Raw genomic sequence first — 12,526 nt, forward strand, 5'->3', positions numbered from 1 at the left:
TTCGAAGGTCGCTGCCGCCGGGAGCCCCGGCGCTGCGACCGGGGTCACCCCTCGCCGAGGGTGCGGTTCAGGTATCTCGCGACCGCGCGCACCGCGGCCATGTTGCCGGCGTAGTCCATGCGCACGGGGCCCAGCACGCCGAGCTGGGAGGGCGTGATCGAGTCGTCCTCGTACCCGGAGGCGATGATCGAGGCGCTCTCGAGCCCGTACGGCTCGTTCTCGCGACCGATGGACGCCGAGACCTCTCGACCCTCCTGCGCCATCTCGCCGAACAGTCGGAGCAGGGTGACCTGCTCCTCGATGGCCTCGAGCACCGTGGAGAGGCTGCCTGAGAAGTCGGCGCCGCGCGACAGGTTCGCAGCCCCCGCGATCGCGATGCGTTCGCTGCGATTCGCCCGGAGCTGGCCGATCACGACCGCGAGCACGCTGCGGACGAGCTCCGCCTCGGCTGCCTCCGCCCAGTCCCCGACCGTGCGGTCGAGCTGTTCGGCGGCGTGCACGGCGCTCTCGAGGTCGGTGCCGACGACGGCACCGGCGATGCGCTCGCTCAGGCCGTGCACCCAGGCCTCGGTGACCCGCAGCGCCGGCAGCGCGGCGACCTGCTGCTCTACCACGCCTGTGCCGAGGATCAGCACGCAGAGCACGCGGGCCTCGCCGACGGCGACGAGGTCGATGTGGCGAACGGTCGTGCGCTTGAGCGACGGGTACTGCACCACGGCCACCTGATTGGTGAGCTGCGCCAGCAGGCGCACGGTGCGCGCCATGGCGTCGTCGAGGTCGCTGGATTCGCCGAGGAATCGTTCGATCGCTGCCCGTTGTCCGGCGCTCAGCGGCTGGAAGCGGCTGAGCGTGTCGACGTAGAGCCGGTAGCCCTTGTCGGTGGGGACGCGGCCCGAGGAGGTGTGCGGCGCGGCGATCAGCTCTTCGTCCTCGAGCAGCGCCATGTCGTTGCGGATCGTGGCCGCCGAGACGCCGAAACTGTGCCGCTCGACGATCGATTTCGAGCCGACCGGCTCGTTCGACTCGACGTAGTCCCCCACCAGCGCGTGCAGCACGGCGAGACTGCGTTCCGAGACCATCACGCACCTCCTCGCCGGCATTCGATGTTGGTCGGGCCGAAGCCCGTCGACTGGCACTCGCAATCGTTGAGTGCCAAGTCTATCCCACCGACCTCGCGGAACGGCCCGTTCGGGACACCCGCGTCACCTCGATTCAGCCGTCGGCGGAACCGAGCAGACGGTGCACCACCGTGTCCGCGAGCAGGCGCCCGCGCAGGGTGGGGACGATGCGCCCGCGGATCGCCGCGGGCCCGTCGATGAGCTCGTTCGCGATGAGCCCGGGGATCGCCCGCCGTTCCTCCGGGCGGAGCACCGAGGCGTCGAGCCCGTCCGAGATCCGGGTCTCGAGGAGGATCCGCTCGGTGCGCCGCGATTCGGCGTCGAGCGTCTCGCGCGCGTGCGCCGGGGAGATCCCCTCGGCGATGCGCTGCGAGTACGCGGCGGGATGCTTCACGTTCCACCAGCGCACCCCGCCGACGTGGCTGTGCGCGCCCGGGCCCGCAGCCCACCAGTCCTCGCCCGTCCAGTAGGACAGGTTGTGCCTCGAACGGGTCTCGGGCGAGCGCGACCAGTTGCTGATCTCGTACCAGTGCAGGCCGGCCTCGCGGATCCGGCTGTCGGCGAGCTCGTACATCTCTGCGTGGAGATCGTCGTCGGGAGCTGCGACCCGACCGCGCTTGATCTGCGCCGCGAGCTTGGTGCCCTGCTCGATGATGAGCGCGTAGGCCGAGAGGTGATCCGGCTCGCAGGCGAGCGCGACGTCCAGCGACCGTTCCCAGTCGCCGATCCGCTCGCCCGGGGTTCCGTAGATCAGGTCGAGGCTGACCTGCAGGCCCGCGTCCTTCGCCCATTCGACGACCAGCGGGATCCGCTCGGGGGTGTGGGTGCGGTCGAGGGTGGCGAGCACGCTCGGCACGGCGGACTGCATGCCGAAGCTCACCCGGGTGAACCCCGCATCGGCGAGCGCGCGCAGGTAGGCGGCGTCGACCGAGTCGGGATTGACCTCCGTCGTCACCTCCGCGCCGGCGTCAAGCCCCCATTCGTCGCGAATACGGCCGAGCATCGAAGCGAGATCGCCGGCCGGCAGCAGCGTCGGCGTCCCGCCGCCGAAGAACACGGTGGAGACCCGCCGCTCGGGCAGGCCGGACTCGCGCAGCACGCGAGCCCCGAAGGAGAGCTCGGTCGCCGCCTCTGCGGCGTACCCGGCCTGGCTCGCTCCCCCACCGAGCTCGCTCGCCGTGTAGGTGTTGAAATCACAGTAGCCGCAGCGCACCCGGCAGTAGGGCACGTGCACATAGACGCCGAAGGCGCGATCGGACGCGCCGTCGCGCACGCTCGCCGGGAGCGAGCCGTCGGACGGCGCGGGATCGCCCTCCGGAAGGATGCTGGGCACGCCTAGCCCTTGCCGCCGCGCGCCTTGCCGCGGTTCTTGCCACCGTGCGGCTTCGAGCCGGACGACTTGCCGCCCTGCGCCTTCCCCTTCGACTTGCCCCACGACTTCGCGGTGACGGGTGCCGGTTCCTGAGCCGCTTCCGGAACAGCGGGCTCCGCAGCGGCGGGGTCCCCAGATCCGGCGGTGTCCAGCTCGACGAGCGCTGCCGGCTCGGGCTCGGGCTCGGGCTCGGGCTCGGGCTCGGGCTCGGGCTCGGGGCCAGGATCCACTTCGGCGTCCTCCGTTGCACCCTGGTCCGCTGCCGGATTCGGCAGCGGTGCCGGATCCGCGGGTGCGACCGCTTCGACCGGTTCGGCTGCGTCGACCGGTTCGGCGGGTGCGACCGGCGCTGCGGGCCCGGCAGCTCCGGCTGCCGGCTCCGCCTCGATGCGTGGCGCGGGCACGGTCGGGGTCGCGTGCACCGCCGCGGGTTCCGTCTCGGACGCCGCCGCCTCGACGGGCGCCGCATCCGGCACCACACCGGGAAGCATCGCCTCGAGGTGCTGCTTCGCCCGCCCGATCGCCGAGCGGATCTGCGAGCGGCCCTTGAGCGCGCTCGTCGATGCGAGGAAGCCTCGGGTCACACCCCAGACGGTGTCGTCCGAGCGGTGTTCGACGAGGAACAGCTCCTCGCCGATCGCGCCGTCGTCGTCAGCGGTTCCGATGGCGAACCCGACGCGATCGGGCTCGTCGATCACGTAGACCACGCGGATCCGCCGCGAGTGCTTGCCGCCGTTGCGGCTGATCGTGGCGGTCGTCCCGGAGGTCAGATACGGCTCGCCGTCGGGACCGAAGTGGTCCTCGCGCGCAGCGGGGGCCTCTGCCGAGCCGTTCGCGTCGAAGGTGAGTCCGGCGTACTGCCCGCCGTCGCCGCGGACCAGGTCTGCGATCGTCTCGCCGGAAGCGCGGTGCGCTCCCCAGGTCATGAGCAGACTGACCGCTGCCAGGAAGCGCTCCTGACCGCTGCCGATGAGCAGCGACTCCTCGAACGGCGTGGTGCCGTCGGGCGGGAACCGCAGCAGATCCGGCGCGTTCGACGCCCCGACGGCCGCGTAGGTCACCGGCATCGGAACATAGCTGCTGCGCCGGCTCACTTCTTCTGCTCCTTGCCCTCCACGTCACCCGAGAGCGCAGCGATGAAGGCTTCCTGGGGCACCTCGACCCGGCCCACCATCTTCATGCGCTTCTTGCCCTCCTTCTGCTTCTCGAGCAGTTTGCGCTTGCGGCTGATGTCGCCACCGTAGCACTTGGCGAGCACGTCCTTGCGGATCGCACGGATGGTCTCGCGCGCGATGACGCGCGCGCCGATCGCGGCCTGGATGGGCACCTCGAACTGCTGGCGAGGGATCAGCTTGCGCAGCCGCTCCGCCATCATCGTGCCGTAGTGATAGGCGTTGTCGCGGTGCACGATGGCGCTGAACGCGTCGACCTTGTCGCCCTGGAGGAGGATGTCGACCTTGACGAGGTCGGCCTCCTGCTCGCCCATCGGCTCGTAGTCGAGACTCGCGTAGCCCTGGGTGCGGCTCTTGAGGTGGTCGAAGAAATCGAAGACGATCTCGCCGAGGGGCATGCTGTAGCGCAGTTCGACGCGCTCGCCGAGGTACTCCATGCCGAGCAGGCTCCCCCGGCGGCTCTGGCAGAGCTCCATGATCGTGCCGACGTAGTCCTTGGGCGCGAGAATGGCGACGCGGACCATCGGTTCGCGGACGCTGGCGATCTTCCCGTCGGGGTACTCCGACGGGTTCGTCACCGTGATCTCCTTGCCGTCCTCGCGAGTGACCTGGTAGACCACGCTCGGCGCGGTCGCGATCAGGTCGAGATCGAATTCGCGGCGCAGGCGCTCGCTGATGATCTCGAGGTGGAGCAGACCGAGGAATCCGCAGCGGAAGCCGAAGCCCAGGGCGACCGAGGTCTCGGGCTCGTACTGCAACGCCGCATCGGAGAGCTTGAGCTTGTCGAGCGCCTCGCGCAGCACCGGGTAGTCGCTGCCGTCGATCGGGTAGAGCCCCGAGAACACCATGGGCTTCGGGTCGGTGTAGCCGGGAAGCGGTTCTTCGGCGGGCTTCAGCTTGGTCGTGACCGTGTCGCCGACCTTCGACTGGCGCACGTCCTTCACGCCGGTGATGAGGTAGCCGACCTCGCCGACCGCGAGGCCTCCGGTGGGCGTCGGGCCGGGCGACGAAACGCCGATCTCGAGCGCCTCGTGCTCGGCCTTCGTCGACATCATGAGGATCTTCTCGCGCGGCGTGAGACGCCCGTCGACCATCCGAACGTAGGTGACGACGCCGCGATAGGGGTCGTAGACCGAGTCGAAGATCATGGCACGCGCCGGCGCGTCGGCACGGCCGACGGGAGCCGGGATCCGCTCGACGACGCGATCCAGCAGTTCTTCGACACCCGCACCGGTCTTGCCCGAGACCTTGAGGATGTCGTCGGGGTCGCCGCCGATGAGGTCGGCGATCTCTCGCGAGACGCGCTCGGGGTCGGCCGCCGGCAGGTCGATCTTGTTGAGCACCGGGATGATCTCGAGATCGTTCTCCATCGCCAGGTACAGGTTGGCGAGGGTCTGCGCCTCGATGCCCTGTGCGGCGTCGACCAGCAGGATCGCCCCTCGCACGCGGCGAGCGAACGGGAAACCTCGTAGCTGAAGTCGACGTGGCCCGGCGTGTCGATCATGTTGAGCGCGAACTCGCCCACTGCGGTCTGCCAGTGCATGCGCACCGCCTGCGACTTGATGGTGATGCCGCGCTCGCGCTCGATATCCATGTTGTCGAGGTACTGCGCACGCATATCGCGATCGGAGACGGTGCCGGTGATCTGCAGCATGCGGTCAGCGAGCGTCGACTTGCCGTGGTCGATGTGCGCGATGATGCAGAAGTTGCGGATCTGCGCGGGGTCGGTCGCAGCCGGCTTGGGCGGATTCACACTTCGTGGAGACATATGGAGGCCATTATTCCAGAGAACCGCGGCTCCCGCGGCCGTTTGCGCTCCGAGCGCTCTCCAGCACGGCGGAGTCTGCGAGGATTGCCCCATGGCACAGGTCGTCGCGCTCTATCGTTTCCCGGTCAAGGGGTTCACCCAGGAAGCCTGCGAGGAACTCGCGATCCAGGATGACGGACGCGTCCGCGGAGACCGGGCGTTCGCCTTCCGCTACGCGAACGCCCTCGCGCCGCGCGAACGCGACGGCCTGGAGATCTGGTCCAAGTCCAAGGGCCTGACCCGCATGGAGTACCCGGCGCTCGCGGCGCTCCGGCTCACGACGGATCCGGCCGCCGGGCGGATCCGCATCGACGGGCCCGACGGACTGCACGCGGACGAGCCCCTCTCGGACGAGGGGCGCGAGCGCCTCTCCGCGACCGTGACCGAGTACCTGCTCGGCTCGGCGGACGCGCGCGGGCTCGAGTCCCCCGGCCGTCTCCCGTTGAGCCTGCTGGGCGAGGCCGATCGATCCCGGTTCCAGGACAGCGCACGCGGTTTCGTCTCCATGCACAGCCGCGAGAGCCTCCGCTCCCTCGAGTCCGCGCTCGGTCGCCCGATCGACGACCACCGGTTCCGTTCCAATATCGCGATCGAGGGCGTGGAGCCCTGGGAGGAGATCTCGGAACTGTCGCGGGTGCGGATCGGCAGGCTCGAGTTCGCGCCGCAGGAGGTGATCGGCCGCTGTCTCAACACGCACGCGAATCCGGAGACCGGGGTGCGGGACGCCGAGGTGCTCACCACCCTGACCCGCGTGATCGGTCAGAGGCAGCCCACCTTCGGGCGCTTCCTGCTCCCCCTCCGCGGCGGCGGCACGATCCGGGTCGGCGACACGGTCGAGCTCGTCGCCTGACTTCCCCACCCATCTCTGCTAAACTCGACTCTTGGCTTGCGTGTGGATCAACACCACACACCCCGCAAGGTGCCCTCTCTCGCCGCGCGGACAACCCGTCAATACCTCTTACCTCGTAAGGACAGAACCCAACGTGGCAAACATCAAGTCGCAGATCAAGCGCATCAAGACCAACCGCAAGGCGACCGAGCGCAACCGTGCGTACAAGAGCGAGCTCCGCACCGTGATCCGTCAGGTGCGCGAGGCGATCTCCGCGGGCGATAAGAGCGCTGCCGAGGCCAAGCTGCAGGTTGCTGCGCGCAAGCTCGACAAGGCCGTGAGCAAGGGCGTCATCCACAAGAACCAGGCCGCGAACCGCAAGTCGAAGCTCGCGGTCAAGGTCGCTGCGCTGTAGCCTCGATCAGCTTTCGCAGCTTCGAACAGGCCCCGCCGGGATTCCGGTGGGGCCTGTTCCGCTTTCGGGCTGCTCGCGCTCGCGGGCTGCTCGTGCGCGAACCACTCGCGCCGCTCGCCCCGGACGGTGCGTCGACCACGGCGAGGATCGCCGTTGCGGTCAGGCGCGGCGGGGTTCCCGTCCGCGGCGGGCGACGAAGAGCACGAAGCGTTCGAGCGCGTACTCGGGGTCGCGGCTGCCGCCTTTGAGAAGCCACTCCGTCTCGGCGGCCAGGTCGATCGCCGCAGCCAGGTGCTCTTCGCTCCATGCCCGGCCGTCCTTCACCGCGCGTTCCGCCTGCCAGGGGGCCATGCCCAGGTCTTTCGCGAGCTGCCCGGCAGATCCGCGGGCCCCGTAGGCTCGCGCGATGCCGCGGAGCTTGAAATTGAGCGCCGCGAGCATGGGGATGGGGTCGGTGCCCGTCGAGAGGGCCTGCCGGAGCAGCACGAGCGCGTCGGCGGCCTTGCCCGCGGTCGCCGCATCGGCGACCTTGAACGCACTCGCTTCGACGCGACCTTCGGTCGCCCGTTCGACGTCGTCCTCGGCGATGCGGGCGCCCGCGGTTTCGACGATCTGGGCGCAGGCGCCGGCGAGCTCGCCGAGGCCGCCGGCATAGGCGAGCACGAGCTGCCGCACCGCGCCCGGCGTCGCCTGCGCCCCGAGCCGGTGGAACTCGCCCATGGCGAAGTCGTAGCGGTCCTGGTCCTTCTTGACCTCGAGGCATGGGATCTCGATCGCGTCGGCGAGCCCGCGAACGTGGTCGAGCACCGCCTTGCCCCGCTGACCGCCCCCGTGGCGAAGCACGAGGGTCGTGTCGTCTGCGGGCTGCTCGAGGTAGCGCTTCATGTCGGTGATGAACGCGTCGGAGCACTTCTCGACCCCGTCGACCCGGATGAGTCTGGGTTCGGCGAAGAGGAGGGGCTCGCGATCGTGAAGATCTCGCCCGCGGCGTAGCCGGAAGCCTCGAGGTCGTGGACCTCGGTCTCGGGAACCGCGGCTTTGAGCTGGTCGCGGATGGCCCGAGCGGCGCGGTCGGCGAGGAACGACTCGGGTCCGCTGATGAGCACGACGGGTGCGGGGCGCGCCTCGAACCAGCCCACGTGAGGGATCTTGCTCTTGGTTCCGCCCTTTGCCGCTGCCACCCCTCCAGCCTAGAGCAGCCCGCAGACATCGCCTGGCTGCCCGCGTCCTCGTCTCCGCGTTCCACCCACGTCTCCGCGACTCCGCCATCGCCCGGGGAGATCGCGATCGAGCCGTGCCGATCGGTGCGCAGCACCGTGGAGCCTGCCTGCTCGTAGGAGGAGATCGCTTCGGCGGTCGGGTGCCCGTAGCGGTTGCCCGCGCCGACCGAGACGACGGCGAGCCCGGCACCCACCGCCGAAGCGAGCCGTGGATCATGATCGCGCGAACCGTGGTGGGCGATCTTCACGAGGTCGGCGGAGAGATCGGATCGCTCCCGAAGCAGGGTCGCCTGCTCCTCGCGCCCGGTGTCGGCCAGCAGCAGCATCGCGAACCCGGACGCTCGAGCGCGGAGCACGAGGGAGGCCCCGTTCGTGTCCGCGGGCCGCTGCCCGACCGACGGCGCGAGCACCGACACCTCGAGCGCTGAGCTCCCCGGTCGGGAAGACGACCCCGGAGCCGGCTCGCCGTTGCGTGGAAGCGCGAGCCGGCGCCCGGCCTCCCCCAGCTCGACCGGTATCCCGGCTGCGCACAGCTCCCGAAGCACTCGCCGCTCGGCGACGACCCGCTCATCGCTCGCGCAGGGTTCCTGGCGCGGTTGCCCGGCGGCGCCTCCGACGGGCTGCCCGACGGGCGGTGCGATGATCGCGGATTCGACCCGGTCGATCACGCGCGCGAGCGCACCGACGTGATCCCGGTCGTCGTGCGTGAGCACCAGCAGTCGGATCCGGCCGACGCCGAAGCGCCGCAGGCACTCCGACAGCCGTTCCGGTTCGTCCCCCGTGTCCACCAGAACGACCGAGTCCGGCGCTCGCGGATCCCGCACGAGCAGCGCATCGCCCTGCCCGACGTCGCAGGCGACGAACGCCCAGTCCCGCGGTGTGGCAGCGCGCTCCGCGATCGGTGCCGCGACCGTGATCCCGGCCGAGATCCCGCCGGCGCCGGATGCGAGCAGCGCGATCGCGACACGCACGGCCCTCGGCTTCGGCGGAGCCGGACGCCATGGCGCACGCCGCCGCGCCCGAGCGCCGCCGGGGAGGCCGAGGGCACCGGAACGCAGCGCCGCCGCGATCATCGGAGCGCACTGCACGACGACGAGCAGCAGTGCGCCGGACCAGCCGCCCGGCCACTCGAGCCGGGCGAGCGGAAGCGTCGCGCAGACCTCGGCCACGGCCGCGACCCAGCTGGACGCCCAGCTCGCCACCACGACCGCCGCGCCCCCTGCCGGCGCCGAGATCCCGAGCAGCAGGACCGCGATCAGCCCGACACCCGTACCGATCGGCGCCGCAGGCGCCGCGAGCAGGTTCGCGAGGATGCCGGCCAGCGGAATCCCCGGCTCGATCAGCAGGAGGCCGGGGCCGCAGGCGACCTGAGCGGCCACGCTCATCGCGATCGGCAGCGCGAGCACCCGGGGCAGCCGTCCGAACCGTCTCAGGCCTTCCTCGATCGCCGGAGCGAGGAGTAGGACTCCCCGGTGGCCAGCACCGACAGCCCGAACCCCGCCTGCCTCGATTCCCAGGGGTCCGCGACCAGCAGGAGCAGCACGGCCGCGCCCAGCGCGGGGAGCCCGGAGCCCGGGACTCCGCCGAATCGGCTGGCCAGCATCACACCGGCCATGATCGCGGCGCGCTGCACGCTCGCGTCGGGCCCGATGAGCGCCACGAAACCGACGAGAGCGGCTGCGGACAGGACGACCCTCGTACGACGGCCCGCCCCGAAGCGCGCCGATGTCCATGCGATCGCGCCGACCACCAGCGCGCAGTTCGACCCGGACACCGCCGTGAGGTGCGTGAGCGAGGTCGCACGCATCCGTTCGCCCAGGAGCTCAGGGATCGGGCTCGTGTCCCCCACGGCGAAGCCGGGCACCAGCTCCGCCCCCGGAACCCGTGCCGCAGCGGCGACGAGCCGCGCTCGGGCCTCCGCCAGCGTGCTCACGGCGGCGTCCAGCCTGCCGGGAATCGACTCGACGGCTCCGCGCGCCGCGATCTCGAATGCCCCGTCGGATTCGGGAGGTTGGGCCCGGACTGCACCCGTGACCCGGATTCGGCTTCCCGGGCCCCAGTGGGGATCCGCGGCCCCGTCGATCCAGACGAGAATCGGTGCGGCGTCCACGGTCCCCCGCAGCCAGGAGCGGGTGCCGTCCTCGGAGACCCGCGAACCCGGATAGGCGCTCAGCTGCACGTCGACGGTCGCCGAACGCCCGCGGTCCGCGGCATCGTTCAGCCCGGGATGCCGCCGATCCTCTTCGAGTCCGACCAGCCGAACGCTCAGGAGGAGCAATCCGGCCGCACCGACGAGCACGGCACCGAGCGCCCGGGAGCCGAGGAGCCCGGGCTCCCGACGGGCCGATCGATCCCGGCGGCCGACGGCGTAGGCGATCACGGCCGCGAGCACGCCGCACAGCACCGACGCAGCACCGATCCACGCACCGGAGCCGGGCATCGCCACCGCGACGGCAGCCACACCCCAGATTCCGATCGATGGGGCGAGCACCCGCCAGAGTCCGTCGATGCTGCCGGGACGACGCGTGCCGCTCACCCCGCCCGCACGGCATCGCGGAAGCCGTCGAGCGTCTTCTCGCCGATGCCGGGCACCTCGAGCAGGTCGTCGACGGACCGGAAACGACCGTTCGCGGTCCGCCACTCGACGATCCGCTGCGCCAGGGCGGGACCGATGCGGGGCAGCGTCTCGAGACCGGCGGGGTCCGCAGCGTTCAGGTCGATCGGAGCGGCACCGGTACCGGCACCGGCGGTCACCCCCGCAGCGGCAGGCGGCTCGGCGGCGTCGGCGCGGTCCGGGATCAGGATCTGCTCTCCGTCTTGCACCGTTCTCGCGAGATTGACGCCCGAGAGAACTGCGTCGGCGGTGAGGCCGCCGGCCGCCTCGACCGCGTCTTCGACCCTCGCTCCCACGGACATCCGGAACACCCCGGGTCGTTCGACCGCTCCGATCACGTGGACGAAGCGCGGGTCGTCGTCCGTCGACCCGCCCGACGCGCTCCGCTGGGGCTGCTCCTCAGCGTTCCCGCGGGCCGAATCGGCATGGGCCGGAGCGGCCTCGACGCGGTGCGGACGGATCCAGACGAGCGAGACCGCGATGACCACCGCGATCACGAACACCGCGGCCCCCGCCAGCAGCGGAACTCCGACTGCTCGTCGCACGCGCTCCCGAACGGGGACCACCGGTCCCAGTTGCAGCGGCTCGGGCGGCGGTTCGGCGGAGTGCGCGGGGCCGAAGCGTTCGAGGAGAGCCTGGCGGATCTGGGAGCGATCGAGCGAGGTCGGGGGCGAGATGCGTGACATGCGATCGACCGTAGGCGCGCGGGTTCCTGGGGCATCGGTTGTGCACAGGACTCGGCGCCGCGGGTCCCGGGGAGGGCGTCTGCGCGGTCGAGGAGGATCGAATGGACACGCCATCTGTATTAATGTAATAATACAGCGAGACAACATGTCGCCCGAGCCACGAGATCACGAGACGAGGCCCCGCATTGAGAATCGATGACTCACGCCCCATCTGGGCGCAGCTCGTCGATGAGGTCCGTCGCCTCATCACCTCTGGCGAATGGCCGCCCGGCGGCAAGATCCCCTCCGTCCGCGAGCTCGCCCTCGAGTTCGGGGCGAATCCGAACACGGTGCAGAAGGCCCTGGTCGAGATCGATCGCCTCGGCCTCACCATGACCGAACGCACGGTCGGCCGTTTCGTGACCACGGATCGCGAGGCCGTCGCTGCCGCACGGTCCGCGCTCGCCGAGACCTCGGCGGACGGCTTCATCGACGCGATGGCCGGCATCGGACTCGAGCCCTCTGAGGTCATCTCCCTCCTCGAACAGCGCTGGGCGCAGCGCGCAGCACACGGAAAGGACGTGCCATGAGCACAACGATCCCCCTGGAGCACCCCGCCATCGAGGTCGCGGGACTCCGGAAGACGTACCACGGGCGCTCCGCGCTCGACGGGCTCTCCCTGAGCCTCGCCTCCGGGCAGATCGTCGGCCTGATGGGCGACAACGGCTCGGGCAAGACCACCCTGCTCAAGATCCTGGCAGGCCTGCTCTCGGAGTGGGAGGGCGATGTCCGCATCGGCGGTCAGGCGCCGGGACCCGGGTCGAAGGCTCTGGTCTCGTTCCTCCCGGACGCATCGTTCCTCGCGGATGGGCTTCGCCCGGCGGACGCCATCGCGCAGTACGCCCGGTTCTTCGCCGACTTCGACGGGGCGAAAGCCCGGCAGATGGTCGACTTCTTCGCACTCCCGTGGGACCTCACGCTGAAGGAGATGTCGAAGGGAATGCGCGAGAAGCTGCAGATCTCGCTCGCGATGTCCCGCCGCGCCCGGGTCTACCTGCTCGACGAACCGATCTCCGGCGTCGACCCGGCGTCCCGGGACGTGATCCTCCGCGGCATCATCTCCGGCTTCTCCGAGGACTCCCTGATGATCATCTCGACGCATCTGATTCAAGACGTCGAGCCGATCGTCGACTCGGTCGTCTTCCTGCGCGGCGGCCGGATCCTGCTCCAGGGCGCCGCCGACGAGCTCCGCGAACAGCACCAGATGGGCCTCGACGCTCTCTTCCGAAAGGTATACGCATCATGATGTCGGCA

12 protein-coding genes and 2 pseudogenes are annotated in these 12,526 nt (G+C 70.5%); 5 read left to right on the forward strand and 9 right to left on the reverse strand.

Translation table 11 applies throughout. From position 1 onward, the window contains the following. Positions 1 to 44: 44 nt before the first annotated feature. The 4 genes and pseudogenes from hrcA to lepA form a co-directional block, all read right to left on the reverse strand. Positions 45 to 1,079, reverse strand: coding sequence for a heat-inducible transcriptional repressor HrcA (hrcA, locus tag AB3K78_RS06540; protein ID WP_416446965.1), 1,035 nt, complete (start codon positions 1,077 to 1,079; stop codon positions 45 to 47). 133 nt (positions 1,080 to 1,212) lie between these two features. After that, complete coding sequence (gene hemW / locus AB3K78_RS06545) at positions 1,213 to 2,451, reverse strand: radical SAM family heme chaperone HemW (protein WP_416446967.1); 1,239 nt, start codon at positions 2,449 to 2,451, stop codon at positions 1,213 to 1,215. 2 nt (positions 2,452 to 2,453) lie between these two features. Next, complete coding sequence (locus AB3K78_RS06550) at positions 2,454 to 3,584, reverse strand: DUF1990 family protein (RefSeq protein ID WP_416446969.1); 1,131 nt, start codon at positions 3,582 to 3,584, stop codon at positions 2,454 to 2,456. Then, positions 3,581 to 5,430: pseudogene (lepA, locus tag AB3K78_RS06555) on the reverse strand (translation elongation factor 4). The gene AB3K78_RS06550 and the pseudogene lepA overlap by 4 nt, the downstream one beginning before the upstream one ends. Before the next feature lie 91 nt (positions 5,431 to 5,521). Between lepA and AB3K78_RS06560 the strand changes: the two are divergent. Continuing rightward, on the forward strand, positions 5,522 to 6,319 hold the full coding sequence (locus tag AB3K78_RS06560; RefSeq protein ID WP_416446971.1) for an MOSC domain-containing protein: 798 nt from the start codon (positions 5,522 to 5,524) through the stop codon (positions 6,317 to 6,319). A gap of 133 nt (positions 6,320 to 6,452) precedes the next feature. Continuing rightward, complete coding sequence (gene rpsT / locus AB3K78_RS06565) at positions 6,453 to 6,713, forward strand: 30S ribosomal protein S20 (protein WP_099725122.1); 261 nt, start codon at positions 6,453 to 6,455, stop codon at positions 6,711 to 6,713. A gap of 159 nt (positions 6,714 to 6,872) precedes the next feature. Here the strand turns inward: rpsT and holA are convergent, their stop codons facing one another. Beyond that, positions 6,873 to 7,646: a DNA polymerase III subunit delta gene (gene holA, locus AB3K78_RS06570; protein ID WP_416447316.1), complete on the reverse strand. Its 774-nt coding sequence runs from the start codon at positions 7,644 to 7,646 to the stop codon at positions 6,873 to 6,875. Then, positions 7,595 to 7,894 carry a hypothetical protein gene (locus tag AB3K78_RS06575; RefSeq protein WP_416447399.1) on the reverse strand — a complete coding sequence of 100 codons (300 nt, stop codon included), beginning with the start codon at positions 7,892 to 7,894 and terminating at the stop codon, positions 7,595 to 7,597. Before AB3K78_RS06575 ends, holA begins: the two co-directional genes overlap by 52 nt. A gap of 254 nt (positions 7,895 to 8,148) precedes the next feature. On the opposite strand from AB3K78_RS06575, the gene AB3K78_RS06580 reads away from it, so the two are divergent. Continuing rightward, positions 8,149 to 8,361: a hypothetical protein gene (locus AB3K78_RS06580; RefSeq protein ID WP_416446974.1), complete on the forward strand. Its 213-nt coding sequence runs from the start codon at positions 8,149 to 8,151 to the stop codon at positions 8,359 to 8,361. 75 nt (positions 8,362 to 8,436) lie between these two features. Here AB3K78_RS06580 and AB3K78_RS06585 read toward each other — a convergent pair. The 3 genes and pseudogenes from AB3K78_RS06585 to AB3K78_RS06595 form a co-directional block, all read right to left on the reverse strand. Then, a pseudogene (locus tag AB3K78_RS06585) lies at positions 8,437 to 9,450 on the reverse strand (ComEC/Rec2 family competence protein); the annotation flags it as partial. Further along, a complete protein-coding gene (locus AB3K78_RS06590; protein WP_416446976.1) occupies positions 9,363 to 10,469 on the reverse strand; it encodes a ComEC/Rec2 family competence protein in 1,107 nt (368 codons plus the stop codon). The gene AB3K78_RS06590 and the pseudogene AB3K78_RS06585, both read right to left, overlap by 88 nt. Then, on the reverse strand, positions 10,466 to 11,233 hold the full coding sequence (locus tag AB3K78_RS06595; protein ID WP_416446977.1) for a helix-hairpin-helix domain-containing protein: 768 nt from the start codon (positions 11,231 to 11,233) through the stop codon (positions 10,466 to 10,468). The genes AB3K78_RS06590 and AB3K78_RS06595 overlap by 4 nt, the downstream gene beginning before the upstream one ends. Positions 11,234 to 11,418: 185 nt before the next feature. On the opposite strand from AB3K78_RS06595, the gene AB3K78_RS06600 reads away from it, so the two are divergent. Continuing rightward, the gene (locus AB3K78_RS06600) at positions 11,419 to 11,802 is read left to right on the forward strand and encodes a GntR family transcriptional regulator (RefSeq protein ID WP_416446978.1); all 384 of its coding nucleotides are present in this window, start codon (positions 11,419 to 11,421) and stop codon (positions 11,800 to 11,802) included. Next, the gene (locus tag AB3K78_RS06605; RefSeq protein WP_416446979.1) at positions 11,799 to 12,518 is read left to right on the forward strand and encodes an ABC transporter ATP-binding protein; all 720 of its coding nucleotides are present in this window, start codon (positions 11,799 to 11,801) and stop codon (positions 12,516 to 12,518) included. The genes AB3K78_RS06600 and AB3K78_RS06605 overlap by 4 nt, the downstream gene beginning before the upstream one ends. Positions 12,519 to 12,526: the final 8 nt, after the last annotated feature.

The sequence above is a fragment of the Leucobacter sp. HNU genome (genome assembly GCF_047946755.1).
Lineage (GTDB): Bacteria > Actinomycetota > Actinomycetes > Actinomycetales > Microbacteriaceae > Leucobacter.

Coding starts and splice junctions, on each gene's coding strand:
- hrcA (WP_416446965.1), bottom strand. CDS start 1,079: ATGGTCTCGGAACGCAGTCTCGCCGTGCTGCACGCGCTGGTGGGGGAC.
- AB3K78_RS06560 (WP_416446971.1), top strand. CDS start 5,522: ATGGCACAGGTCGTCGCGCTCTATCGTTTCCCGGTCAAGGGGTTCACC.
- AB3K78_RS06580 (WP_416446974.1), top strand. CDS start 8,149: ATGATCGCGCGAACCGTGGTGGGCGATCTTCACGAGGTCGGCGGAGAG.
- AB3K78_RS06595 (WP_416446977.1), bottom strand. CDS start 11,233: ATGTCACGCATCTCGCCCCCGACCTCGCTCGATCGCTCCCAGATCCGC.
- AB3K78_RS06605 (WP_416446979.1), top strand. CDS start 11,799: ATGAGCACAACGATCCCCCTGGAGCACCCCGCCATCGAGGTCGCGGGA.